The organism is Burkholderia sp. RF4-BP95, assembly GCF_001521985.1.
GTDB classification, from domain to species: Bacteria; Pseudomonadota; Gammaproteobacteria; order Burkholderiales; family Burkholderiaceae; genus Burkholderia; species Burkholderia diffusa.
This window is the reverse complement of sequence record NZ_LOSX01000042.1, coordinates 183,005-207,754: the sequence shown is the minus strand read 5'-3', so window position 1 is coordinate 207,754 and position 24,750 is coordinate 183,005. Positions and strand designations below refer to the sequence as shown.

General features: G+C 67.9%; 21 protein-coding genes. 11 read left to right on the top strand and 10 right to left on the bottom strand.

Going from position 1 to position 24,750, the window contains the following annotated elements; translation table 11 throughout:
- Nucleotides 1-29: 29 nt before the first annotated feature.
- Nucleotides 30-923: a LysR family transcriptional regulator gene (locus WS46_RS16585; protein WP_059691152.1), complete on the top strand. Its 894-nt coding sequence runs from the start codon at nucleotides 30-32 to the stop codon at nucleotides 921-923.
- A 129-nt stretch (nucleotides 924-1,052) separates the two neighbouring features.
- Nucleotides 1,053-2,117 (top strand): DUF2242 domain-containing protein, encoded by a 1,065-nt coding sequence (locus tag WS46_RS16580; RefSeq protein WP_059691151.1) that lies wholly within the window; start codon nucleotides 1,053-1,055, stop codon nucleotides 2,115-2,117.
- Between the two features lie 274 nt (nucleotides 2,118-2,391).
- On the opposite strand, the gene WS46_RS16575 is transcribed toward WS46_RS16580, so the two are convergent.
- Entirely contained in the window at nucleotides 2,392-3,312 is a 921-nt protein-coding gene (locus WS46_RS16575) for a pyridoxal-phosphate dependent enzyme (RefSeq protein WP_059691150.1), read from the bottom strand.
- A gap of 172 nt (nucleotides 3,313-3,484) precedes the next feature.
- Here WS46_RS16575 and WS46_RS16570 point away from each other — a divergent pair, with 172 nt between their 5' ends.
- Nucleotides 3,485-4,396, top strand: a complete 912-nt coding sequence (locus WS46_RS16570) for a LysR family transcriptional regulator (RefSeq protein WP_059691149.1) — start codon at nucleotides 3,485-3,487, stop codon at nucleotides 4,394-4,396.
- Between the two features lie 477 nt (nucleotides 4,397-4,873).
- A complete protein-coding gene (locus tag WS46_RS16565) occupies nucleotides 4,874-6,079 on the top strand; it encodes an MFS transporter (protein ID WP_059691148.1) in 1,206 nt (401 codons plus the stop codon).
- A 61-nt stretch (nucleotides 6,080-6,140) separates the two neighbouring features.
- Here the strand turns inward: WS46_RS16565 and WS46_RS16560 are convergent, their stop codons facing one another.
- The 9 genes from WS46_RS16560 to WS46_RS16520 form a co-directional block, all read right to left on the bottom strand.
- The gene (locus WS46_RS16560) at nucleotides 6,141-7,571 is read right to left on the bottom strand and encodes a cytosine permease (protein WP_059523535.1); all 1,431 of its coding nucleotides are present in this window, start codon (nucleotides 7,569-7,571) and stop codon (nucleotides 6,141-6,143) included.
- A gap of 315 nt (nucleotides 7,572-7,886) precedes the next feature.
- Entirely contained in the window at nucleotides 7,887-8,564 is a 678-nt protein-coding gene (locus WS46_RS16555) for an SOS response-associated peptidase family protein (protein WP_059523537.1), read from the bottom strand.
- Between the two features lie 132 nt (nucleotides 8,565-8,696).
- Entirely contained in the window at nucleotides 8,697-9,326 is a 630-nt protein-coding gene (locus tag WS46_RS16550; RefSeq protein WP_059691147.1) for an NAD(P)H-binding protein, read from the bottom strand.
- Between the two features lie 162 nt (nucleotides 9,327-9,488).
- On the bottom strand, nucleotides 9,489-10,880 hold the full coding sequence (gene lpdA, locus WS46_RS16545; RefSeq protein ID WP_059691146.1) for a dihydrolipoyl dehydrogenase: 1,392 nt from the start codon (nucleotides 10,878-10,880) through the stop codon (nucleotides 9,489-9,491).
- 5 nt (nucleotides 10,881-10,885) lie between these two features.
- Complete coding sequence (locus WS46_RS16540) at nucleotides 10,886-12,223, bottom strand: dihydrolipoamide acetyltransferase family protein (RefSeq protein WP_059691145.1); 1,338 nt, start codon at nucleotides 12,221-12,223, stop codon at nucleotides 10,886-10,888.
- Nucleotide 12,224: 1 nt separating this feature from the next.
- Entirely contained in the window at nucleotides 12,225-13,268 is a 1,044-nt protein-coding gene (locus WS46_RS16535; protein ID WP_059523545.1) for an alpha-ketoacid dehydrogenase subunit beta, read from the bottom strand.
- Between the two features lie 2 nt (nucleotides 13,269-13,270).
- Nucleotides 13,271-14,503 (bottom strand): 3-methyl-2-oxobutanoate dehydrogenase (2-methylpropanoyl-transferring) subunit alpha, encoded by a 1,233-nt coding sequence (locus WS46_RS16530; protein ID WP_059691144.1) that lies wholly within the window; start codon nucleotides 14,501-14,503, stop codon nucleotides 13,271-13,273.
- A 406-nt stretch (nucleotides 14,504-14,909) separates the two neighbouring features.
- Nucleotides 14,910-15,536 carry a flavin reductase family protein gene (locus WS46_RS16525; protein ID WP_059523549.1) on the bottom strand — a complete coding sequence of 209 codons (627 nt, stop codon included), beginning with the start codon at nucleotides 15,534-15,536 and terminating at the stop codon, nucleotides 14,910-14,912.
- 357 nt (nucleotides 15,537-15,893) lie between these two features.
- Nucleotides 15,894-16,931, bottom strand: coding sequence for a lipase (locus WS46_RS16520; protein ID WP_059691143.1), 1,038 nt, complete (start codon nucleotides 16,929-16,931; stop codon nucleotides 15,894-15,896).
- A 436-nt stretch (nucleotides 16,932-17,367) separates the two neighbouring features.
- On the opposite strand from WS46_RS16520, the gene WS46_RS16515 reads away from it, so the two are divergent.
- The 7 genes from WS46_RS16515 to WS46_RS16485 all read left to right on the top strand — a co-directional run bounded on the left by WS46_RS16515 (nucleotide 17,368) and on the right by WS46_RS16485 (nucleotide 24,584).
- Nucleotides 17,368-17,925, top strand: coding sequence for a hypothetical protein (locus WS46_RS16515; RefSeq protein ID WP_059691142.1), 558 nt, complete (start codon nucleotides 17,368-17,370; stop codon nucleotides 17,923-17,925).
- 873 nt (nucleotides 17,926-18,798) lie between these two features.
- Nucleotides 18,799-19,824 (top strand): substrate-binding domain-containing protein, encoded by a 1,026-nt coding sequence (locus tag WS46_RS16510; RefSeq protein WP_059691141.1) that lies wholly within the window; start codon nucleotides 18,799-18,801, stop codon nucleotides 19,822-19,824.
- A gap of 64 nt (nucleotides 19,825-19,888) precedes the next feature.
- Entirely contained in the window at nucleotides 19,889-20,917 is a 1,029-nt protein-coding gene (locus tag WS46_RS16505) for an ABC transporter substrate-binding protein (RefSeq protein ID WP_059523556.1), read from the top strand.
- A gap of 16 nt (nucleotides 20,918-20,933) precedes the next feature.
- A complete protein-coding gene (locus WS46_RS16500; RefSeq protein ID WP_059691140.1) occupies nucleotides 20,934-21,758 on the top strand; it encodes an ABC transporter permease in 825 nt (274 codons plus the stop codon).
- A 10-nt stretch (nucleotides 21,759-21,768) separates the two neighbouring features.
- Nucleotides 21,769-22,665, top strand: a complete 897-nt coding sequence (locus WS46_RS16495) for an ABC transporter permease (RefSeq protein WP_059691139.1) — start codon at nucleotides 21,769-21,771, stop codon at nucleotides 22,663-22,665.
- Nucleotides 22,666-22,689: 24 nt separating this feature from the next.
- Complete coding sequence (locus tag WS46_RS16490) at nucleotides 22,690-23,721, top strand: ABC transporter ATP-binding protein (protein ID WP_059691138.1); 1,032 nt, start codon at nucleotides 22,690-22,692, stop codon at nucleotides 23,719-23,721.
- Nucleotides 23,722-23,759: 38 nt separating this feature from the next.
- Entirely contained in the window at nucleotides 23,760-24,584 is an 825-nt protein-coding gene (locus tag WS46_RS16485) for a phosphodiesterase (protein ID WP_059691137.1), read from the top strand.
- Nucleotides 24,585-24,750: the final 166 nt, after the last annotated feature.

Here is a 24,750-nt window from a genome sequence, read left to right as displayed (position 1 = left end):
TGGTTCGGTTTTTCCGAAATATCGATCCGATGCTGAATTTTCGCCATCTGTACTATTTCTGGGTCGTCGTGAAGGAAGGCGGTTTCGCGCGCGCCGCGGAGCGGCTCGACATGGCCGTGCAGACGATCAGCGCGCAGGTCCGCGAACTGGAAAAGGCGCTCGGCCACCAGCTGCTGCGCCCCGTCGGGCGCGGCGTCGCGATGACCGATGCGGGCCAGGCCGCGTATGCGCGCGCCGAGGTCATCTTCGAGATGGGCCGGCTGATTCCCGACGAGGTGCGCGCGGCGGCCAGCCAGCCGACCGTGCGGCTCGCGGTCGGCCTGGCCGACGGGATCTCGAAGCTCGCCGCGCATGCGATCCTCGCGCCGGTGCTCGACACGCCCACGCTGCGGCTGCTGTGCCACGAGGGCGAGCACGACGCGCTGCTCGCGGAACTGGCGCTGCATCACCTCGACCTCGTGCTGGCCGGCCAGGGCGCGCCGTCGGGGTCGAATCTGCGCGTGACGAGCGAGCGGCTCGTCGCGTCGCCGGTCGACTGGTACGGGCCCGCGGCGCTCGTCACGACGGCCGCGCGGCAGCGCTTTCCGGAGTGCCTCGCCGAGTTGCCGGTGCTGCTGCCGACCGCCCACTCGGCGCTGCGCGCACGCCTCGACCTGTGGCTGGAACGGGAACGGATCGTGCCGCGCGTGGCCGGGGAATTCGAGGACAGCGCGCTGATGGCCGTGTTCGCGGCGCGGGGCCTCGGCGTGTTTCCGCTCAGCGAACTCGGCGCGAACGACGCATCGCTGCTGCGCGGGCTGCGCCGGCTCGGCCGGGCGGGCGACGTGACTGAGGAAATCCACGCGATCCGCTCGCGGCGCGGTGAACACCACCCGCTGGCATCGCGACTGCTCGCCGCCGCGCGGCCTGCGCCGGCCGCCTGAAGCGAGCGCGACATCAAACGAAACTATAATGACGCCCCGGCCATACGAGATTGCCACGCGCATCGCACCGGCCCCGCCGCTGCGCCCGCAGCCCCGCGCGGCATCTCGCCGAGCCTTTTGAAAGACGCCATGCACAACCGATTTCGCCTGTTTTCCGTTTCGTGCGCGCTCGCGGCCGCGACCGTGCTGGCGGCGTGCTCGTCGCCGCCCAAGCCGATTTACCAGCAGGAGCAGTTCGACGCGACGAGCAGCCCGTATGCGCACACGTTCCGCTCGAAATCCGACGCGGCCTGCGAGGCCGCGCGGCGCGCGCTGCTGAGCCAGGGCTACGTGGTGTCGTCGTCGCGCAACGATGCGGTCGACGGCAGCAAGAATTTCCAGCCGAGCAACGACATGCACGTCGTGATCGAGTTTCACGTCGTGTGCGCGGACGCGAATGCCGACGGCTCGTCGAGCATCGCGTACGTGAACGCGGTGCAGGACCGCTACACGCTGAAGAAGTCGAATACGTCGGCGAGCGTCGGGCTCAGCGTGTTCGGCTCGCTGTCGCTGCCGATCGGATCGAGCGACGACGCGCTCGTGAAGACCGCGAGCGAGACGATTCCCGCCGGCGTGTTCTACGAGCGCTTCTTCAATCTCGTCGAGCATTTCCTGAAGATCGATCCGGCCCGCCGCGATCGCGCGACCGTGAAGGCGGCCGAGAAGGAACCCGTCACGCCGCTGCCCGAACCCGCGCCGACGCCGCAGGGCGAGCCGATGAAGATGACGACGCCGGTCGTGCCGACACCGCCCGCCGCACCGGTGCCGCTGTCGGGGCCGGGCGTCGCGCCGGCTTCGGGCGCGTCGGCCGTGCCTGCTGCGCCTGCCGCGGCATCGGCCGTGGTCGCGCCGGGGGCGATGCGGGGTGGCGTGCCGACATCGGCTTCGGCACCTGCGGCGGCTTCGGCCGCAGTCCCGCCTTCCTCCTCGGCATCGGCTCCGGCATCCGCGTCGGCGGCCGTGCCTGCTTCGACACCTGCCGCCGTCATGCGGGCTGCACCCACATCGGCATCGGCCGTGCCCGCGCCGGCAGCCTCCGCACCTGCCTCCGCGAACGCTGCTCCGGCATCGGCGGACAAGACGCCCGCGCCCGCTGCCGCCGATCCCGTCGCGTCGTCCGCACCGACCGGTGCCAGCGCGCCGACCGCGAACTGATCGCGAGACCATCTCTCCGCGTCGTGCGCCCGTCGCGCGCGGCGCGCCATGTGCACCCTTCCCCGACGCCCCGCTTGATCGCCGCACACCCGAAGGCCGGTTGCGCATGCGCGCCGTGACGTGACCGGCGATCGAGCGCAGCCCGTCGCGACGAACCACACGAATCCCGACTCCCGCCGACGCCCGCGATCATTCCCGCCGCGCGATCACTCCGTCGTTACGTCTTCACCCCCGCAGCGCCGCCCGGCCGCGCCGCGGCACGCGCGCTGGCGCGTTACCGCAACGTCGCGTTCAGCGCCTGCAACTGCTCGACCGTCGCCGTCACGCCGCCGCATACGATCACCGCGATTTCCGACGCCGAAGCAAGCGCCGGCACCGACTGTTCGAGCGCGGCCAGCGCGGCGCCGCACGCCGGCTCGACGACGATCCGGTGCTCGTCCACGAACCGCAGCGACGCAGCCACCGCCTGCGCATCCGACACGACGACCGGATGGATCGCATGCCGCTTCGCCCACTCGACCGCCGCGTCGCACGGCCGCTTCGCGCCGAGCGACGTCGCGATGCTCGTGATCGCCGGCAAGTCGACCGCATGCCCCTGCGCGACCGAGCGCGCGTAGCTGTCCGCGCCTTCCGTCCCGACCGCGACGACCGGCACGTCGTGCCAGCCGTTGCGTGCGAGCCCCTCGAGGACGCCGCACAGCAGCCCGCCGCCGCCGACCGCGAGCACGACCGCGTCGGGTTTCGGGCCGGCCGCCGCCATCTCGTCGATCATCGTCGCGTGCCCCTGCCACAGCACGGGGTCGTCGAACGGATGCACGAACGCGTCCTGCGCGCCGACGGCCGACAGCGCGTACGCGTTCGCCTCGGCCCAGCTCGCGCCGTGCACGACCACCTCCGCGCCCTCCGCGCGGATCAGCGCCCGCGCGCGGGCCGACGCGGTTTCCGGCACGGCGACGAGCACCGGCACGCCGAGCTCGCGACCGCAATACGCGACCGCGATGCCCGCATTGCCGCCCGACGACGACACGAACCGGCGCGCGCCGGCCGCATGCCGCGCTTCGCACACCGCGCCGATGCCGCGCAATTTGAATGAACCGGACGGCTGCAGCGCGTCGAGCTTCAATCGGATGTTCTTGCCGAGACGGCGCGACGCGATTTGCGAGCGGACATAGGGGGTCGGGATATGTAGCGGCATGGTGCGGGACACGGTCGGGACAAAGGGAACGCACGCGGCCCGCGAACAGGCCCGGCAACGTCGATCATCGTACGGCACACCCGTCATGCTTTTCCAATACCATCGAATGGTGCCTGCCATGCTTGGCAGGCATATCCACCGAATCAAGACCGACAACCGGAGTCGACACCGCATGCGCCAGATCGAACTACGTCACCTGCGTTACTTCGTGGCCGTCGCGCAAGCCGGCAGCGTGATGGCCGGCGCCCGCGCGGCCGGCATCGTCCAGCCCGCGCTGTCGCGGCAGATCCGCGAGCTCGAGGATGCGATCGGCACGCCGCTGCTGATCCGCCGCACGACGGGCGTCACGCTGACCGCGGCCGGCGCGAGTTTCCTGCAGGATGCGACGGGCCTGCTCGCGACGTTGCAGGACAGCCGCGAGCGCGCGTTGCGCAGCGCATCCGGCCAGCTCGGCGAGCTGCGCCTCGGCGCGCTGCCGAACTGCCTGCCGCTGCCGGTCGTCGCGAACGTGCTGAAGGCGTTTCGCGACGCGTGTCCGGACGTGAAGTTGTCGATCGCGCCGATGCTGTCCGCCGAACAGGCGACAGCGCTGATGCGCGGCCAGCTCGACGGCGGCATCATGGCGTGGCGCCGAGACGAAGCGCCGCATCTGTCGGGCGTGCGGCTGCTGAGCGACCGCTTCGTGCTCGCGATGCCCGCGCCGCCCGGCGGCCGCTTCCGCGCGCCGCGCACGCTAGCCGACGTCGCGCACGAGCCGTTCGTCTGGTTCGACGCGCAGCGCTCCGCCGCGCATCACCGCTTCCTGATGGCGCAGTGCGAACGGGCCGGCTTCACGCCGCGCATCGCGCAGGTGGGCAGCGACATCCCGACGCTGATCGGTCTTGTGGCGGCCGGCATGGGCTGCGCGTTCGTGCCGGAAAGCGCGTCGCCGACGTGCCCGCGCACGGTCCGGCTCGTCGCGCTCGACGAACTCGCGAGCCGCTTCGATATCGAGTTCGTATTCGACGGTGCGGCGGTGCCGGCGTCTCCCGTCGTCGCGCGGTTTCTCGAAGCGGTGCGCGACGCGGCCGGCCAAGCGGAATGATCGATCGACGGCACGCGCGATCCGCGCGCCGACGGTGGATTCAGTCGGCTTCGCCGTCATCGCGCACTAAACATTGGCTCGGACAAACGAAAAATCTTTCAGATCGATAACGGACGACGCAGTCACGTCGGAATTTTTAAATTGGCACCAAAAGAGGCCGTTTAACGTCATTTCGAAATGTTATGCCCCGAAATATACTGCGCCCGCATCCAACCCTCGTGCCAAAGAGAGGATGCTTTTCGCCCCGGTCACGGCCCCCTGTGACCGGGGCTTTTTTCATCGGCGAGCCGCGCCGGCGAATCGCCGAAACCGCGCCACTCGGGCCGCACACGCATGCCGGCTCGACTCCGAATTATTGACATCGAATCAAGATAATTTCGCCCGAGCGCAGCTTTTTCCGCAAAAGTAACGCAGGCACACTTCGCCCTGTCCGCAATGGCCCGGTGCCGTTGCCCCATGCTTGCAGGAGCTCATCGCGTGAACAGCACGACCTCTTCCCCTTCCCGCCCGGGCGGCAGCGCCGCGCTGCCGCTGCTGGCGCTTGCCGCCGGCGCGTTCGGCATCGGCACGACCGAGTTCTCGCCGATGGGCCTCTTGCCCGTGATCGCCGACGGCGTACGCGTGTCGATTCCGCAGGCCGGCATGCTGATCAGCGCGTATGCGATCGGCGTGATGGTCGGCGCGCCGCTGATGACGCTGCTGCTCGCGCGCTGGTCGCGTCGCTCGGCGCTGATCGCGCTGATGTCGATCTTCACGATCGGCAACCTGTTGTCGGCCGTCGCGCCGGACTACACGACGCTGCTGCTCGCACGGCTCGTCACGAGCCTGAACCACGGCGCGTTCTTCGGGCTCGGCTCGGTGGTCGCGGCGAGCCTCGTGCCGCGTGAAAAACAGGCCAGCGCGGTCGCGACGATGTTCATGGGCCTCACGATCGCGAACGTCGGCGGCGTGCCGGCCGCGACCTGGCTCGGCCAGATGATCGGCTGGCGCATGTCGTTCGCGGCGACCGCCGCGCTCGGCCTGATCGCGATCGCCGGCCTGTTCGCCGCGCTGCCGAAAGGCGAAGCCGGCAAGATGCCGAACCTGCGTGCCGAACTGTCGGTGCTCACGCGCCCCGTCGTGCTCGGCGCGCTCGGGACCACGGTGCTCGGCGCCGGCGCGATGTTCACGCTGTACACGTATGTCGCCCCGACGCTCGAACACCTGACCGGCGCGACACCCGGCTTCGTCACCGCGATGCTCGTGCTGATCGGCGTCGGCTTCTCGATCGGCAACATCGCCGGCGGCCGCCTCGCCGACCGCTCGCTCGACGGCACGCTCATCGGCTTCCTCGTGCTGCTGATCGTGACGATGGCCGCGTTCCCGCTGCTCGCCCGCACGCATGTCGGTGCGGCGGTCACGCTGCTGGTCTGGGGTGTCGCGACGTTCGCGGTGGTCCCGCCGCTGCAGATGCGCGTGATGCGTGCCGCACACGAAGCGCCGGGCCTCGCCTCGGCCGTCAACATCGGCGCGTTCAATCTCGGCAACGCGGTCGGCGCGGCAGCCGGCGGCGCGGCGATCTCGGCCGGCTTCGGCTACGCGGCGGTGCCGCTCGTCGGCGGGCTGATCGCCGCGGCCGGGCTGGCGCTGGTTGCGCTGCAGATGATCCAGCGCCGCCGCGCGCCGGTCGCCGCGAGTTCGTAAGCACGCGGCGATCCGTACGGCTGCCGGCCGGCACGACGGGCGACGCGACGCGTCATTCAGTTCAGTGGTGAACCTCGCCGCGTTCGAGCGGCAGGATCAGGCGCTCGGGGATGCTGCGTCGCGACGCACGCGCGCCGACGTAGTACAGCCCGGCCGGCACGACGAGGCCGAGGATCCACGAGATGTCGGTGCCGCCGAGCGCGTCGACGAGCGCGCCCGTGTAGATGTGGGTCGACATGAACGGCAGCTGCACCAGGATGCCGACCACGTAGATCGTGATCGCCATCACGTTCCAGCGGCCGTAGCGGCCGTCCGGATCGGACAGCGCCGGCACGTCGTAGCGCGAGCGCGTGAAGCAGTAGTAGTCGACCAGGTTGATCGCGCTCCAGGGCGTGAAGAACGCGAGCAGGAACAGGATGAACGCCGTGAATTCCTTCAGGAACGAATGGCGGCCGGCGAGCGCGATCAGCGTCGACACGCAGATCATCCCGAAGATGTACACGAGACGGCTGCGTGACGACACCGCACCCTTGCCGCGGAAACCGCTGACGATCGTCGCCATCGACATGAAGCTGCCGTACGCGTTGAGTGCCGTCACCGTCACCTTGCCGAACGCGATGGTGAAATACAGCAACGCAGCCACGGCGCCCGTCGAGCCGAGCCCGACGATATACGACACCTCATGGTGCGCGAACTGGCTGCCTGCCAGCGCGGCCGCGAACACGCCGAACACCATCGCCGCCTGCGCGCCGATCACCGAGCCGAGGCCCACCGCGAGGAACGTGGCGACCGACGACGTCGAGCGCGGCAGGTAGCGCGAATAATCGGCGACGTACGGGCCGAACGCGATCTGCCACGACGCGGACAGCGACATCGACAGCAGGAAGCTCGCGAGCGAGAAGTGCCGGTTCGCGAGCAGCGCGCCGACGTCGTGGTTCGCGAACAGCTGCGCGAACATGTAGACGAATGCGACGATGCCGACCACGCTCGCGATCCGGCCGACGAAGTGGATCGCGCGATAGCCGAACACCGTCAGCACGACGATCACGGCCGCGAACAGCAGGATGCCGGCCGCGTCGTCGACGTGCAGCAGTTGCGCGACGGCCTGCCCGGCGAGCACCGAGCCGCTGGCGGAAAAACCGATATACATCAGGCACACGAGCACGATCGGAATCATCGCGCCGTAGACGCCGAACTGCACGCGACTCGAGATCATCTGCGGCAAGCCGAGTTGCGGCCCCTGCGCGCCGTGCAACGCCATCACCGCGCCGCCGACGAGCTGGCCGAGCAGCAGCGCGACCAGCGACCAGAACACGTCGCCGCCGAGCACGACCGCCAGCGCCCCCGTGACGATGGCCGTGATCTGCATGTTCGCCGACAGCCACAGCGTGAACTGGCTCAACAGGCCGCCGTGGCGTTCGGCGTCGGGAATGAAATCGATCGAGCGTACCTCGATCAGACCACCGGCTTTTCCACTGGGATTCGTTGACACGGGAAAATCTCCAAGATACTGAGGATCGCAAACGGTTTGGACGAGACGGGGAACGTGCCGAGCCGCCCTTTCGACTCGTCGGATGCGGCGCGCCGTGAATCGCCGGGACACGCGCCACGCACGGTCCGCACGCTGGCGCGCAGCCGGCACGCCCCGTGGCCGACAGTGCCAGCGGATGATCTTGTATATACAACCAGGCAGATATCGGTGATTACCCGGTGTCCGGCAGCCTTCCGGATCGGCCGGGAAAACGGAGCGCATCCGGCGATCGGAGGTGTCGGTCGACCGTATGAGAAATGCAGGGAAAACGAAACCTCAGGCGCCGGCGGGCGACGCCTGATCGGGTGCGGCGACCATGTCGCCGGCGGGAAGGAGCGTCAGCATGCGCCGCGCGGCCTCGATGTCGCGCGCGTGCAGCCATTCGTCGTAGTCGTCGCGGCGCAGGATCACGACGCCCCGCTTCTCGTCGCCGGGCCGATGCATGCGCGCGAACAGCGGATGATCGTCGGCATTGACCGTGAGCATCGTCATGCCGATCCGCTCGCGGCCGTCGACCGTTTCGTAACGCCGCCAGAGGCCGGCGACGCAGCACGGTTGCCAGCCGTCGACACCGATCCGGTGCCACACGTTGCGGCCCGTTTCGTAGCACGGCTCGAAGATCCAGCGCACCGGAATCAGGCAGCGCTGGCCGTTGCGCCAGGCGTTGCCGTAGAGTCGCGACGAACCGACCGTTTCCGCGCGCGCGTTCACCGTATCGAGCTTCTTTCGCTTGCGGCCATTCTCGTCGAGACGCTCGGGCTGCATGAACTTCGGCCAGAAGCCGAACACCGCGCTGACGACCGCGAGGCCGTCGCCGTCGGCGCGCGCGATGGGTGCCGCGTAATCCGGATATACGTCGGGTTCCCACGGCTCGCGGCGAAACAGGTCGCCAATGCCGATCCTCAGCTCGCTGATACCCGGGTCTTCATCGGGGGCGCGGTAGTGCGTGCACACGGTTGGGCAGATGATGGACGCGATGTCTTCATCGTAGGTCAGCGTGCGCGTCATACGTCCGCTTTTGCCTGGTGTGACGAAACAGTCTTACAACCGTTCGGCCCGCTCGATGGCGTCGTCGCCCGTTGCGGTTCAGGCCAACCGTTCCGATCCGATCACATGCACGCCCGGACGCGCCTCGAGCGCGGCGTCGAGCAGCGCGCGGGCAATGCGCGGCGCCGGATTCACGCGCCACTTCCGCGGCAGCAGCGGCCCGGCGACGCTCAACGCAAGCACCAGCATCCGTTCGCCGAACCGGAATTCGTCGCGGCTGCCGCCGATCAGGCCCGGCCGCACGCAGGTGAGCGACGCGAACCCGATGCCCGCGAGCGCGCGCTCGACCTCGCCCTTCACGCGGTTGTAGAAGATGCGCGAGTCTGGATCGGCGCCGAGCGCGGAATTCAGCACGTAGGTCGGCGTGCCGAACCGGTGCGCGAGACGCGCGACCGCGAGCGGATAGTCGTGATCGACGCGGCGGAATGCGGCCTGCGAGCCTGCGACGCGCATCGTGGTGCCGAGCGTGCAGATCACCGCGTCGGCCTGCCACCAGTCGGCCGCCTCGGGCAGGTGATCGAAGTCGACCTCCAGCGCGCGCATCTTCGGATGCGGCGTCAACGGCCGGCGCGCGAGCACGACGACCTGGTCCACCCGCGCATCGGCCAGCGCGGCTTCAAGGACGTGACGCCCGACGAGTCCGGTCGCGCCGACGAGCAACAGTTTCATGGCAAGTCATTCCGTGTGAGGCCGGTGAATCGGTGTGGAATCGACACGATGAACGGTCCGCGCGGGAGGGTCAACCGCAACCCGCGTCCCGCCCGTCACCCGCGCACGCAAAAAAGCCCCGCCGTGGCGGGGCTTCGAGCGGCCGCGCATGCCGACGCATGCTCACACATGCAACGCATGTCCCAGCGCGCGCAACGCCGCCTCCTGCATCGCTTCGCCGAGCGTCGGATGCGCGTGGATCGTGCCGCCGATATCTTCGAGCCGCGCGCCCATCTCGAGCGATTGCGAAAACGCCGCGGCCAGCTCCGACACGCCGCGCCCGACCGCCTGCCAGCCGACGATCAGATGCGTGTCGCGCCGCGCGACGACGCGCACGAAGCCGTCGGTCGCCTGCAGCGTCATCGCGCGGCCGTTCGCCGCGAACGGGAACGACGCGCCGATGCAGTCGACGCCGGCCGCCTTCGCATCGTCGGGCGACCAGCCGGACGTGACGACCTCGGGATCGGTGAAGCACACGGCCGGGATCGATGCCGGCGTGAACTTGCGGCGGCGTCCGGCGATCAGCTCGGCCACCATCTCGCCCTGCGCCATCGCGCGATGCGCGAGCATCGGCTCGCCGGCGACGTCGCCGATCGCCCATACGTTGCGCATCGACGTCCTGCATTCGTCATCGATGCGCAGCGCGCGGCCATTGCGATCGAGCGGCAGCGATTCGAGCCCGAAGCCGTCGACGCGCGGCCGGCGGCCGACCGCGACCAGCACGCGATCGGCCGGCAGCGTCTTCTCCGCGCCGTCGGGTGCCTGCACGCGCACCGCGCCGTCGCTCGCGAGGCCCAGCACCTTGTGGCCCAGCCAGAGCCCGACGCCGAGCCGCGCGAGCGAATCGGCGACCGGCTTCGCGAGTTCCGCGTCGTATGCGGGCAGCACACGCTCGGCCACCTCGACGATGCCGACGTCGACGCCGAGCTTGCGATACACGAATCCGAGTTCGAGACCGATGTACCCGGCCCCGACGACGACCAGCCGCTTCGGCAACGACGCGGGCGACAGCGCCTCGGTCGACGAGACGACGTGGCCGCCGAACGGCATCGACGGCAGCGCGACCGGTTCCGAGCCCGTCGCGAGCAACAGATGCTCGCAGGCGATCCGCGTCGTGTGGTCGCCGGCCACAACGTCGACCGTCTTGCCGTCGACCACGCGCGCGTCGCCGTGCAGCACGCGCACGCCGTGCTTCTTCAGCAGCGCGCCGACGCCGCGCGTGAGCCGCTCGACGATGCCGTCCTTCCACGCGACGCTTTTCGCGATGTCGATCTCCGGCGTGCGCACGCGAATCCCGAGCATCCCGTCGCCGGCCTGCCCGCACGCCTGCTCGAACGCATCGGCGACGTGGATCAGCGCCTTCGACGGAATGCAGCCGATGTTCAGGCACGTGCCGCCGAGCCGTTCGCGCTCGACGAGCACCGTCGGAATGCCGAGCTGCCCCGCGCGAATCGCGGCGACGTAACCGCCCGGCCCGCCGCCGATCACGAGCAACGTGGTGTGTTCGTTCTTCATCGTTCTCACTCCACGAACAGCAGCGCCGGACGCTCGAGCACGCCGCGCACGGCCTGGATGAATTCGGCCGCGTCCGCGCCGTCGACGACGCGATGGTCGAACGACGACGACAGGTTCATCATCTTGCGCGCGACGATCGCGCCGTCGTGGATCATCGGCCGCTCGACGATCCGGTTCACGCCGACGATACCGACCTCGGGATAATTGATGACCGGCGTCGACACGATGCCGCCGAGCGCGCCGAGGCTCGAGATCGTGATCGTCGAGCCGGTCAGCTCGTCGCGCTGCGCGCGATTCGCGCGCACCGCGTCGGCGAGCCGCGCGATTTCCGCCGAGATCGACCACACGTCGCGCGCTTCCGCATGACGCAGCACCGGCACCGTGAGGCCGCCGTCCGTCTGCGTCGCGACGCCCATGTGCACCGCGCCGTAGCGCGTGACGACACCCGCTTCGTCGTCGTAGCGCGCATTGATCTGCGGGAAGTCGCGCAGCGCGATCACCATCGCGCGGATCAGCAGCGGCAGCGGCGTGAGCCGGCCGCGCGTGTCGCCGTGGCGCCGGTTCAGCTCGGCGCGCAGCGATTCGAGCTCGGTGACGTCGATCTCCTCGACGTAGCTGAAGTGCGGAATGCGGCGCTTCGCCTCCTGCATCTTGCGCGCGATCGCGCGCCGCAGGCCGATCACCGGCACGTCGGTTTCGTCGTTGCGCTCGTCGTAGCCGCGCGCTTGGGATCCGCGCGCCGCGCTACCGCCCGTGCGTGCATACGCATCGAGGTCCGCGTGCAGGATCCGCCCGGCTTCGCCGGTGCCGCGCACGTAGCGCAGCTCGATGCCCATGTCCCATGCGCGCTGGCGCACCGCCGGCGACGCGAGCGGCCGTTCGCCCGGCGCCAGTGCCGCGCGCGGCGGCACCGCATGTTCCGCGCGGCGCGGCTCGGCCGGCGCGCGGGACGCGGCGTGCGGCATCGCCTTCGGCGACGCATGTGTTTCGGATCCCTCATCGACGGAAGACGACTCCGCACGCACATCGACCGCCGCCGGAGCTTGCGCCACCTCCGCGCCGGGCTCGCGCGCCTTCGCGCCCGGCTTCAGGTTGCCGTCGCCTTCGACTTCGAGACGGATCAACTCGCTGCCGACCGCCATCATCTCGCCGATCCGCCCGCCGAGCTCCAGCACCTTGCCGGCCACCGGCGACGGAATTTCCACCGCCGCCTTGTCGGTCATCACATCGGCGAGCGGCTGGTCTTCGGCGATCGTCTGCCCCGGTCGCACGTGCCAGGCCACCAGCTCGACCTCGGCAATCCCTTCGCCGATATCCGGCATCTTGATGACATGAATCCCCATCTCAGGCCTCCATCACGCGTCGCAACGCTTCGCCGACCCGGGCCGGGCCGGGGAAATACGCCCATTCCTGCGCGTGCGGATACGGCGTGTCCCAGCCCGTCGTCCGCTCGATCGGTGCTTCCAGATGATAGAAGCAGTGCTCCTGGACGAGCGACACCAGCTCGGCGCCGTAGCCGCAGGTGCGCGTCGCTTCGTGCACCACCACGCAGCGGCCGGTCTTGCGCACCGACGCGACGATCGTGTCGAGATCGACCGGCCACAGCGTGCGCAGGTCGATCACTTCCGCATCGATGCCGGTCTCCTCGGCGGCGGCCAGCGACACATGCACGGTCGTGCCGTACGTCAGCACCGTCAAGTCGTTGCCGGGCCGCACGACGGCGGCCGTATCGAGCGGCACCGTGTAATAGCCTTCCGGTACCGCGCTGCCCGGATGCTTGAGCCACGACGTGACGGGACGCTCGTGATGGCCGTCGAACGGCCCGTTGTACAGGCGCTTCGGCTCGAGGAAGATCACCGGATCGTCGTTCTCGATCGAGGCGATCAGGAGTCCTTTCGCGTCGTACGGATTCGACGGCATCACCGTGCGCAATCCGCAGACCTGCGTGAACATCGCCTCCGGGCTCTGGCTGTGCGTCTGGCCGCCGTAGATGCCGCCGCCGCACGGCATCCGGATCGTCATCGGCGCGGTGAACTGGCCCGCGGAGCGATAGCGCAGCCGCGCGCCTTCCGACACGATCTGGTCGGACGCCGGGTAGAAGTAGTCCGCGAACTGGATCTCGCAGACCGGTCGCAATCCATACGCGCCCATCCCGACCGCGGCGCCGACGATCCCGCCTTCCGAGATCGGCGCATCGAACACGCGCGACTTGCCGTACTTGGCCTGCAGGCCCTCGGTGCAGCGGAACACGCCGCCGAAGTAGCCGACGTCCTGCCCGAACACGACCACGTCGTCGTCGCGGCCGAGCATCACGTCCATCGCGGAGCGCAGCGCCTGGATCATTGTCATCGGCTGCGCCGATGCCGTCGTCGTTTCATGTTCCGCCATGATCACGCTCCCAGTTCCTGGCGCTGACGGCGCAGATGCGCGGGCAGCTCCTTGTACACGTCGTCGAACATCGAGGCCGGCGACGGAATCCGGTCGTCGGCCAGCGTCCCGAACTTCTCCGCTTCCTTCTGCGCGGCGATCACCTCGGCTTCCAGCTCGGCCGTGAGCGCGTCGTGCGCGCGGTCCGACCAGATGCCCTTCGCGATCAGGTGCTGCTTGAAGCGCGCGATCGGATCGCCGAGCGGGAAATGGGCCCAGTCGTCGGCCGGCCGGTATTTCGTCGGATCGTCCGACGTCGAGTGCGCGCCGGCGCGATAGGTCACCCACTCGATCAGCGTCGGGCCGAGATTGCGGCGCGCGCGTTCGGCCGCCCAGGTCGATGCCGCGTAGATCGCGAGGAAGTCGTTGCCGTCGACGCGCAGCGAAGCGATGCCGCAGCCGACGCCGCGCCCGGCGAACGTCGTCCCCTCGCCGCCCGCGATCGCCTGGAACGTCGAGATCGCCCACTGGTTGTTGACGACGTTCAGCACGACCGGCGCGCGATACACGTGCGCGAACGTCAGCGCGGTGTGGAAGTCGGATTCCGCGGTCGCGCCGTCGCCGATCCATGCGGACGAGATCTTCGTGTCGCCCTTGATCGCCGACGCCATCGCCCAGCCGACCGCCTGGATGAACTGCGTCGCGAGGTTGCCCGAGATCGAGAAGAAGCCGGCTTCGCGGTCCGAATACATGACCGGAAGCTGGCGCCCCTTCAGCGGGTCGCCTTCGTTCGACATCAACTGGCAGATCATCCGTTCGAGCGACACGTTGCGCGCGATCAGGATGCTTTGCTGGCGGTAAGTCGGGAAGCACATGTCGCCGTGACGCAGCGCCATCGCATGCGCGGCGCCGATCGCCTCTTCGCCGAGGCTCACCATGTAGAAGGAGATCTTCTTCTGACGCTGCGCGATCATCATGCGCGCGTCGAAGATGCGGGTCTTGAGCATCGCGCGCATCCCGGCGATCAGGCGCGCATCGTCGAGGTCCGGCGCCCACGGGCCGAGGGCTTCGCCGTGGTCGTCGAGCACGCGCACCAGGCTGCGGGCGAGATGGGCGGTGTCCGCCGGCGCAACGTCGATCGGCGGGCGGCGAACCGCGCCGGCCGGCGATAGATGCAGATAGGAAAAATCCGTCTTGCAGCCCGGACGCCCGGTGGGCTCCGGCACATGCAGACGCAATGGCTCTGACAGGCTCATCGTGTCGTCTCCACGCTCGATTGTGTCTCACGCTGATGGAAGCGCGCGGCCGGTTGCCGGCTCACGCGCGAGCTGGCGCGCGGATAAGCACGCCAACCTTGGAAATCTATGCCTTATGGCGCAAAACGTCGATGACCAACCCGCTCGCTCCGGATGAGCAGATTTGCCATGGCGGATGTCGACGGACGATCGATGGCGGCGGCCGCGCGAACGCAGGTCGCCCGTGCTGCGCTGCGTCAGCGGCCGATGGAGCGTGCGTATCGAGCCGGACCGATCGGTACACGCCGGTCATGTCGGACGATACGAAGCAAAAGACCCCGCGAAATCCTGGATCCCGGCGAGGTCTCGGTGCGTCGGGGCGCTTCCGCGCCCGCTGGGCCGTCCGGCTGGCCCGGCGGGCGATGAATCACGCGTCGGGACGCGCGATGTCGAAGCGGCTGTCGGGCGTCACGTGCGCGTAGGCCGACGGGCCGCCGGCGCGCAGGATGATGCCCGCGCCGAACGTGTCGAAGATGCCGTCCTTCAGCAGGTCATGACGAATATGCACGGCGATGACCTCGCCGAGCACCAGCGTCGCCGGCGTCTCGACGCCGCGATGATCGCGCAGCCGGATCACGTCGGTCACCTTGCATTCGAAGTTCACGCCGCTTTGCGCGACGCGCGGCACGTCGACGAGGCGCGACGGAATCGCGGTCAGCCCGCCGAGTTCGAATTCGTTGACGCCGTACGGGACCGCGGCACAGGTCTGGTTCATCCGTTCGGCAAGGTCGCGCGTCGCGAGGTTCCAGACGAATTCGCCGGTTTCCTGCACGTTGCGCAGGCTGTCCTTCGCGGCGGTGCTCGAAAAGCCGATGATCGGCGGACGATAGTTGAACGCGTTGAAGAAGCTGTACGGCGCGAGGTTGACCGTGCCGTCGGCGCCACGGGATGAAATCCAGCCGATCGGGCGCGGGCCGATGATCGCGTTCAGCGGGTCGTGCGGGAGGCCGTGGCCTTGTGCGGGTTCGTAATAGTGGTAGGTGGAATCGAGCATGGCGAGTGGCGTTGCGGCGGGGATATCCATTCGGGTCAATCGTATCCCGATGGTAAGCGAAGCGCTTGTCGCACTCGCACGGCGATGGCACCGCGTCCTGTCCGGCATGCTCGTGACGGCATCCTCCATCGAGTCGACTCCGCGCCCGGCGCGTGACGGAAATATCCGTTTGCGATCCGTCCTGGTGCAAACCCGCCGCGCCCCGCAGGAACCGGAAACAACAAAGCCCGCCGAAGCGGGCTTTGACATCGCGATTCATTTCACCCAGCCGTTTGCCTCGCGCAAATTTCCGCTTGCGCGCGACACCTGGTGCGGGCCTCGTTCGCGCTCATGCGCTGCCCAGGACTCGTGCAACCCTCAGCGGTTTATTGGCGACGCCACTTGGCCGGGGCCCGGCCCGGGAATGTCGATGTCGGAGAGTGCCATATCCAGGCAGGTCATGTACTCGTAGATATGCTGATAGCCAACCTGCGTCGAGAAATCCCGGATGTGTCCATTCACCGTACCGTCAAGCCGGTACTGCATCGCGGTCGTCACCGATGCCGAGAGATCGGACGTTCCCCATTGCGCGTAATCCAGGGGCCGGGTCGCCAGGGAAACCGCATCGACGGCAATCTTCGTATCGAGCGGGGTATCCAGCCCCGCATCGCTGTAGACATCCTTCACATGCAGAATGGTGTCCGCATTCCATGCCATCGGAACGATATCCCGAGCATTGAACACGCGCACCGCACGATCCCGCATTTGCCGGTTGAAATAGTCGGCAAATGCCGCATTGCCCGCTGTCGGGGCCGCAAATGTCTGGCAGTTGTACGTGTGGGCCTGCAAGCCACTCTGATGCTTCAGGTACAACACGATCGCGGATGCCAGGGCGCCTCCGAGGCTGTGCCCGATGACGTTGACCACCGACGTTGGCGGCACGCTCCTCAGGAAGTCTGCGAGCTTCACGCGACTTGAATCCGGCGTGTCCAGTACGAAAAACAGCGCTCCGTTGGTACCCGCCGATATGCGTGCGTCGGGCGGGCAGTCCGGCACATACGCGCTGAACGGCTCGAGGGTGCTAAACGAAAAGTCGCCCAGGAGATCGAGCGCAGATTTGAAATTGGTGCCGCTCGTCACCACCGAATATTCGCCGGTGGCGGTCGATTGCAAGACGGCCGTGATATTGGCGGCGTAGCCATCGGTCTTGTCGTATACGATCGCAGGCCCCCAAACGATCTGGAACTGATCGTTCCGGGTCATCCGCGATCCGTTCAAGCGATCCACGATGATCTTTTTCACCTGCGGGGCTGTCGGCTGCGGGATGCCGTGTCCGAATTTGTCCGTCGCCGCGTTGTTCAGCACATAGGCCAACGTGAGGTTGACCTGCATTTGCCCGAGTTTGCTGGATGTCATGGTTCGTCGCCTCGTCGTCGCACTGCGGAAGGGAATCATTGCGAGTAACGCCGGTTCCTGGCCGCTTGCGCCGGCGCGAATGCAATTCGATGCGCAACGGCGGTTCTTTAAATACGGGCGGTACAGGTTCGCAATAATTACGCAAATAATGGCGCACGCAGTACAGCGAAACAACCTGTCGATATTGGCAGGTGCCATTCAGTCATTTCAGCATTTTCGGATTCACTTCAAAACCGGACCCTATTTTCGCTTCATTAATTCAGCACCGCCAAATCGGCGATCTGCGTTTCAGATAATTGCATCACCACCGGGATATTTTCGATAACTGAATAAATTGGCGCGGACACGTAACATCGCTTATGTCTGAAGAATTTTCGACTAGAATTCGATCCGACGCGGCCACGTCGAACATCGTGTGACAACTCGGAGAACAACGATGGCAGACTACCTGAAGTACGGCGATGTGATTCGACTCACCAACGGCTACAGTGGCAATTGGAAAGGCGGCTACCTGTGCGTGGGCGGCCCTTCTAATATTGATGGCGGCCAGGATTATGTGGGGACGGTTTCGTCGCTCAGCGGAAATGAAACTGCAACGCAGTGGATTATCGTGTCGCCGCTCAACCAGAAACCCAAGGGGCAAAATGTCCTGAGTTGCGACCAGATTCTGCTTCAGAGCGCCAAGGACAATAGCTTTCTGGCGCTATTCAATAACAAGGCAAGTAACGGCCAAAATCTCGACGTCGCTACATCAGGCGGCCTCGGCGGCACCGGATCCGTCGCCTGGCATATTTTCATTCGTTCGAACCCCCAGAACGATCCGCAACTGATTACTGAAGACCAGCTCTTTTTGCTGAATTCATTCAATAATGGCACCGGATTCCTGGATACACGGGGCGAAGGCCGATCCGGCTTCCTGTACAACGTTTCGGCTTCGTTGCTGGTCGATCGAGAAGGGAGCGGTAGCGGTGCATGGATGATCACGCGCGGTTAGGCGTCCAGCCTCGGTCCCATTTGCAACGACATTGGGCCGAGGCGCCATCCAGGCGGTACGCCAATCCGGCGTCAACGGCGATGCTTGCCGGCGACAGCTACAGCGGGATGATGGAGTTGGCGGGGTGATCGAACCGGAGGAGAAACGGCTGGCGCGCACGCAATGGCTCGGCCCATGCCGCCTAACCGGAGGAGTGTCAGCAAATACATATGGTGCCGGGGACCGGACTCGAACCGGCAAGCCAATCAAGGCGGCGGATTTTCGTCACACTGCTTCTTTCAAAGCCGGCGTCGTCGAAACGAAGCCGTTCGTGCGCTGGACTATGCCTTCGCCGTCGCGCGCGGGCGTGATCGCCGCCCGTGCGCCTTAGGCGCCCCCCGTCTAGTCTCTACACCTTCCTCGCTTGAGCTGTACCGCGAGGCTTGGCTCGGCGTTGCCTCGATGCGCGTCGCGCGTCAGGGGTTTCGCCGAATTTGAAGGGTTCTGCACCGACCGTTTCCGGTCGGGCACTCAATCGTTTAAGTCCGCTATGTTTACCAATTTCATCACCCCGGCAAAAGGGCGGACGCGATTCTACCATTGCTTGCACTTGCGTTAGCTGATTCACGCGCATTGCATCGCGATGCAGCATGTCGGCCCGCACCGTCCGCGCCCCGATTCATCCGCCGTCGTCGAGATCGACACGACACCTTCATCGATTTCGTCCCGCGCCGCAGCATCCGCCGATACAATCGAATCCGCCCCGCTCGCCGGGCGTCAAACGTCTGAGGTTTGTATCGTGTTTCTTGCGAAACAAACGGCTCGGACGTCATCGCGAAGTCACAAACGTTTTCGATAATTTTCCCGCCGAAAACGTTTACATCGCGTAACTTCATGACCCCGACCATCAAGGACGTCGCCGCGCTCGCCGGCTTCTCGATCGCCACCGTTTCGCGCGCGATCAACGCGCCGCACACCGTCAGCCCCGCCACGCTGGCAACGATCCGCACCGCCATCGACACGCTGCAGTTCCGCCCGAGCCCGCTCGGCCGGCAGTTGCGCGGCGAGCGCACGCGGCTCGTCGGCGTCGTCGTGCCGACGCTGTCGAACCCGGTATTCGCCGACTGCCTGCAAGGCATCGACGAACTCGCGACCGCGGCCGGTTTCAAGCTGATCCTGATGACGACCGAATACGACGCGGCACGCGAGCGCCATGCGATCGAGACGCTGCGCGAACAGCGCGTCGAAGGGCTGATCCTGACCGTCGCCGATGCGGACACGCACCCGCTGCTCGACATGCTCGACCGCGACGGCCCGCATTACGTGCTGATGCACAACGACACGCAACGCCGCCCGTCGGTGTCGGTCGACAACCGCCGCGCCGCCTATGACGGCGTCCGTCTGCTGACCGCGCGCGGCCATCGCCGCGTGCTGATGCTGGCCGGCTCGCTCGCCGCGTCGGATCGCGCACGCCAGCGCCATCTCGGCTACGCGCAGGCACTCGAGGAAGCCGGCGTCGCGACGCTGCCGCCGGTCGAAGTCGACTTCAACGCGGCCGAGTTGCCCGACGCGGTGCTCGCGCACCTCACCGCGCAGGCCACGCGCCCGACCGCCCTCTTCTGCAGCAACGACCTGCTCGCGATGGTCGTCATGCGCGGCCTGCGTCGCGCGGGCTTCTCGATTCCCGACGACCTGTCGGTGCTCGGCTTCGACGGCATCGCGATCGGCGAGCTGCTCGCGCCGCCGCTCGCGAGCGTCGCGACGCCGAACCAGGACATCGGCCGCCATGCATGGCAGCGCCTCGTCGAATGCATCGGCGGCGCGACGATCGAGCGCACGTCGCTGATCCTGCCGCACACGGTGCGCGACGGCGCGACGGTCGCGCCGCCGGCAGTCGACCTTCAGTTTCACCAAGCCTGAACGCGCGCGCCGCGCCAGCGTGCGCGGTGCGGCGACATACCCTTACCCCGCCCGGAGACCCACCGTGTCCTTTCGCCTGACCTCGCTGCTGCGCGTGCTCGCGGCACCCATCGCCTGCGCCGCGCTCGTCGCGTTCGCACCCGCTGCCCACGCCGACGAAACCGCGATCTGCTACAACTGTCCGCCCGAATGGGCCGACTGGGCCGCGCAGATCGCGGCGATCAAGCAGAAGACCGGCATCCGCGTGCCGTTCGACAACAAGAACTCGGGCCAGGCGATCGCCCAGCTGATCGCCGAGCAGAAGAGCCCGGTCGCCGACGTCGTCTATCTCGGCGTGTCGTCGGCATTCCAGGCGAAGGACAAGGACGTGATCGCGCCGTACAAGCCCGCGCACTGGAACGACATCCCCGCGAACCTGAAGGACCCGCAGGGCTACTGGTTCGCGATCCACTCGGGCACGCTCGGCTTCTTCGTGAACAAGGACGCGCTCGACGGCAAGCCGGTCCCGCGCTCGTGGGCCGACCTGCTGAAGCCCGAATACAAGGGCATGGTCGGCTACCTCGATCCGTCGAGCGCGTTCGTCGGCTATGCGGGCGCGGTCGCCGTCAACCAGGCGCTCGGCGGCAGCCTCGACAACTTCAAGCCGGCGCTGGACTGGTTCCGCAAGCTGAAGGCCAACGCGCCGATCGTGCCGAAGCAGACCGCGTATGCGCGCGTGCTGTCCGGCGAGATTCCGATCCTGCTCGACTACGACTTCGACGCGTATCGCGCGAAGTACAAGGATCACGCGAACGTCGAGTTCGTGATTCCGAAGGAAGGCACGATCGCGGTGCCGTACGTGATGAGCCTCGTCAAGGGCGCGCCGCACGATGCGAACGGCAGGAAGGTGCTCGACTTCGTGCTGTCCGACGAAGGCCAGAAGCTGTGGGCCAACGCATACCTGCGTCCGGTGCGCGCGCAGACGCTCGGCGCCGACGTCGCCGCGAAGTTCCTGCCGGCGAGCGAATACGCCCGGGCGAAATCGGTCGACTTCGGCAAGATGGCGGCCGGTCAGCAAGCGTTCGGCCAGCAATACCTGCAGGTGATGCAGTAAGCGCCGGACTCAAGCCATGCTCGACCTGACTTTCCCGCTGCGCTGGCGCGTCGCGCTCGTCGCGCCGGCGCTCGCGGTGTTCGCCGCGTTCTGGCTGCTGCCGATGGCGGCGCTCGTGCGGGTGTCCGCCGACGGCGCCTTCCTCACGCAGTACGGGGCGCTGCTCGGCAACGCGCGCTACATGAAGAGCCTCGGCGAAACGGTCGCGTTGTCGGCCGGCGTCACGCTCGCAACGCTCGCGCTGTCGACGATCTCGGGCCTGCTGCTCGCGCGCCGCGAATTCGCCGGCAAGCGCGTGCTGCTCGCGCTGCTCACCTTTCCGCTTGCATTCCCGGGCGTCGTGGTCGGCTTCATGGTGATCATGCTCGCCGGCCGGCAAGGGCTGATCGGGATGCTGTCCGCGAAGCTGACCGGCGACAAGTGGGTGTTCGCGTATTCGGTCGCCGGGCTGTTCGTCGGCTACCTGTACTTCTCGATTCCGCGCGTGATCGTCACGGTGATCGCGGCCGCGTCGAAGCTCGACGCGTCGCTCGAGGAAGCGGCGCGCTCGCTCGGCGCGTCGCCGTGGCGCATCTTCGTCGACATCGTGCTGCCGGCGCTCGCGCCGGGCCTGATCGCGGCCGGCGCGATCTGCTTCGCGACCGCGATGGGCGCGTTCGGCACCGCGTTCACGCTCGCCACCGACCTGAACGTGCTGCCGATGACGATCTACACCGAGTTCACGCTGAACGCGAACATCGCGACGGCGGCCGGCCTGTCGATCGTGCTCGGCATCGTCACCTGGGCCGTGCTCGCGCTCGCGCGCCGTTTTACCGGCCACACCGCCGCCGCCGCGGCCTGAGGATTTCTTCATGCAATCGCTTTCCGGTTCGTCCGCGCCGTCGCCGGCGCCCGCCCCGTCGCATGCGAACGGCGCCGCACGCCGCGCGCCGCGCGTGTCGGGCGCGCGTGCGATCGCCGCGCTGCAATGGGGCGTCACGCTGCTGCTGTGCGCGTTCCTGATCGTGCCCGTCGTGATGTCGGTGCTCGCGGGCCTCACCGTCAACTATTTCCGCGGGCTGTCGAGCGGCCTCACGCTGCGCTGGCTCGAACAGGTGTGGCAGCAATACCAGGGCTCGGTCGCGCTGTCGCTCGGCGTCGCGTTCGCGACGCTCGCGATCGTGCTCGTCGTCGGCGTGCCGGCCGGCTATGCGCTCGCGCGCAGCAAGAACCGCGTCGCCCGCGTGATCGAGGAGGCGCTCGTGCTGCCGGTCGCGCTGCCGGGCCTCGCGTCGGCGCTCGCGCTGCTGGTCGTGTACGGCGGCTTCACCGCGTTCCGGATGAGCCTGTGGTTCATCGTCGTCGGCCACGTCGTGTTCACGCTGCCGTTCATGGTGCGCGCGGTCGCGGCCGTCGCCGCCGGCGCCGACCTGCGCACGATCGAGGAAGGCGCGGCGAGCCTCGGCGCGTCGTTCGTCACGCGCTTCGTCACGATCGTGCTGCCGAACCTGCGCCCCGGCATCGTCGCGGGCGCGCTCGCGGTGCTCACGCTGTCGATCGGCGAATTCAACCTGACGTGGATGCTGCATACGCCCGATACGAAGACCCTGCCCGTCGGTCTCGCCGACACCTATGCATCGCTGCGCCTCGAAGTCGGCAGCGCGTACACGATCGTGTTCCTGCTGATGACGCTGCCGCTTCTCGTCGCGATGCAGTGGCTCGGCGTCGATCCGTCAGGCACGCGCGCGCCGAAGCGTCGCCCGCGCTGACCCTGCGTTGACTTTCCCGCTCCCATGAAACTCGATTCCACTCCCATCACCCTGACCCGCTGCGCGAAGACGTTCCGCGGCACGCGTGTGCTCGAACCGCTCGACCTGTCGATCGGCGCGGGCGAGACGCTCGTGCTGCTCGGCCCGTCGGGCTGCGGCAAGACGACGACGCTGCGCCTGATCGCCGGCCTCGACACGCCGGACGCCGGCGGCACGATCCGGTTCGGCGGCGACGACGTGACCGCGCTGCCGATCGAGCGTCGCCAGGTCGGCATGGTGTTCCAGAACTACGCGCTGTTCCCGAACCTGACGGTGCGCGGCAACGTCGGCTACGGGCTGAAGATCCGCAAGACCGAGCCGCGCGCGCTGCGCGAACGCGTCGACGAATTGCTCGCGATGATGCGGCTCGACGCGCATGCGGACAAACCGGTCGATCAGCTGTCGGGCGGCCAGCGCCAGCGTGTCGCGCTGGCGCGCGCGCTCGCGGTGCGCCCGCGCGTGCTGCTGCTCGACGAGCCGCTGACCGCGCTCGACGCGAAACTGCGCGACGTGCTGCGCCGCGAGATGAACGCGCTGCTGCGCGAACTCGGCGTGACGACCGTGTACGTGACGCACGACCAGGCCGAGGCGATGGAGCTCGGCGACCGGATCGTCGTGATGGGCGCGGGCCGCATCGAGCAGATCGGCACGCCGCGCGACATCTATTACCGGCCGGCGAACCGCACGGTCGCGCAGTTCATCGGCACGCTGAACCGGCTTGCGGGACAATGGCGCGACGGCGCGCTCGTGACGACGGGTGGCTCGATCGTCACGCCGCACGCCGCCGACGAGTGGTTCTTCCGCCCGGAGGATGCGCAGCTCGCCGATCCCGCGCATGCGCCGCTGCGCGGTGCGATCGGCGCGTGCGCGTTCCTCGGCGAGCGCACGCGGCTCACGATCGAGCAGGCGGCGCCCGACGCACTCGTGATCGACGTGCCGGGCCGCATCGAGCTCGCGCGCGGCACGGCGGTCGGCCTCACGATCGCGGCGGAAGGCCTGATCGCACTCGCCGCGTAACACCGCCCCACGATAACCAGACATTCCGAGGAACGACGATGCTGCTTGCTCAAATCAGCGATCTCCACATCAAGCGTCCGGGCCAGCTCGCGTACCGGCGCGTCGACACCGCCGCCGCGCTCGCGCGCTGCATCGCGAAGCTGAACGCGCTGGTGCCGCGTCCCGACGCGGTGCTCGTCACGGGCGACCTGACCGACTTCGGTCACGACGACGAATACCGCCATCTGCGCGACCTGCTCGCGCCGCTCGAGATTCCGTATTACCTGATGGTCGGCAATCACGACGATCGCGCGGGGTTGCGGCGCGCGTTCGCCGATCGTCCCGAATTGCAGGACGGCGAATTCGTGCAGTACGCGCTCGACATCGGCGCCGTGCGCGTGCTCGCGCTCGATTCGCAGGTGCCCGGCGCGAGCCCCGGCGACCTGTGCGATGCGCGGCTCGCGTGGCTCGCCGCGCAGCTCGACGCCGCACGCGACCGTCCGGTGATCGTCGCGCTGCACCATCCGCCGTTCGCCTCCGGGATCGGGCACATGGACGCGCTGCGCCTCGCCCCCGCCGCTGCCGCGAAACTCGATGCGCTGCTGCGCGGCCATCCGAACGTGGAACGCGTGCTGTGCGGCCACGTGCACCGGACGATGTTCACGCGCTTCGGCGGCACGCTTGCGTCGGCCGTGCCGGCGCCCGCGCATCAGGTCGCGTTCGACCTGCGCGCGGACGCGCCGTCCGCGTTCCGGCTCGAGCCGCCCGCATTCGCGGTGCACGCTTATACGCCGGAAGCGGGAATGATGTCCCATCACGTGTACGTGGACGAAGGCGACGGGCCTTACCCGTTCTATGAGCCGAGCGGCGAACTGGTCGACTGAAGGCGCGCGTCGCGCGCGATGACGGGCGGCTGCGGGCGGTCGCGGCCGATAGCGGCCGGTCACGCCCCGGCCGCCTGGCGGCACGGCCGGCAGGATTCACCGTGCTCCGGTATGATCGGCACCCTCGATCGGCGCCCGGCCGCCTGCGCAGCCGACGCCGTGCCGC

Excerpts from the sequence above, each read along its gene's own strand:
- WS46_RS16525 (WP_059523549.1), bottom strand. The coding sequence starts at position 15,536 with ATGCTCGATTCCACCTACCACTATTACGAACCCGCACAAGGCCACGGC.
- lpdA (WP_059691146.1), bottom strand. The coding sequence starts at position 10,880 with ATGAAGAACGAACACACCACGTTGCTCGTGATCGGCGGCGGGCCGGGC.
- WS46_RS16585 (WP_059691152.1), top strand. The coding sequence starts at position 30 with ATGCTGAATTTTCGCCATCTGTACTATTTCTGGGTCGTCGTGAAGGAA.
- WS46_RS16510 (WP_059691141.1), top strand. The coding sequence starts at position 18,799 with ATGACCCCGACCATCAAGGACGTCGCCGCGCTCGCCGGCTTCTCGATC.
- WS46_RS16550 (WP_059691147.1), bottom strand. The coding sequence starts at position 9,326 with ATGAAACTGTTGCTCGTCGGCGCGACCGGACTCGTCGGGCGTCACGTC.
- WS46_RS16540 (WP_059691145.1), bottom strand. The coding sequence starts at position 12,223 with ATGGGGATTCATGTCATCAAGATGCCGGATATCGGCGAAGGGATTGCC.
- WS46_RS16515 (WP_059691142.1), top strand. The coding sequence starts at position 17,368 with ATGGCAGACTACCTGAAGTACGGCGATGTGATTCGACTCACCAACGGC.
- WS46_RS16580 (WP_059691151.1), top strand. The coding sequence starts at position 1,053 with ATGCACAACCGATTTCGCCTGTTTTCCGTTTCGTGCGCGCTCGCGGCC.
- WS46_RS16530 (WP_059691144.1), bottom strand. The coding sequence starts at position 14,503 with ATGAGCCTGTCAGAGCCATTGCGTCTGCATGTGCCGGAGCCCACCGGG.
- WS46_RS16485 (WP_059691137.1), top strand. The coding sequence starts at position 23,760 with ATGCTGCTTGCTCAAATCAGCGATCTCCACATCAAGCGTCCGGGCCAG.
- WS46_RS16535 (WP_059523545.1), bottom strand. The coding sequence starts at position 13,268 with ATGGCGGAACATGAAACGACGACGGCATCGGCGCAGCCGATGACAATG.
- WS46_RS16490 (WP_059691138.1), top strand. The coding sequence starts at position 22,690 with ATGAAACTCGATTCCACTCCCATCACCCTGACCCGCTGCGCGAAGACG.
- WS46_RS16495 (WP_059691139.1), top strand. The coding sequence starts at position 21,769 with ATGCAATCGCTTTCCGGTTCGTCCGCGCCGTCGCCGGCGCCCGCCCCG.
- WS46_RS16570 (WP_059691149.1), top strand. The coding sequence starts at position 3,485 with ATGCGCCAGATCGAACTACGTCACCTGCGTTACTTCGTGGCCGTCGCG.
- WS46_RS16500 (WP_059691140.1), top strand. The coding sequence starts at position 20,934 with ATGCTCGACCTGACTTTCCCGCTGCGCTGGCGCGTCGCGCTCGTCGCG.
- WS46_RS16520 (WP_059691143.1), bottom strand. The coding sequence starts at position 16,931 with ATGACATCCAGCAAACTCGGGCAAATGCAGGTCAACCTCACGTTGGCC.
- WS46_RS16575 (WP_059691150.1), bottom strand. The coding sequence starts at position 3,312 with ATGCCGCTACATATCCCGACCCCCTATGTCCGCTCGCAAATCGCGTCG.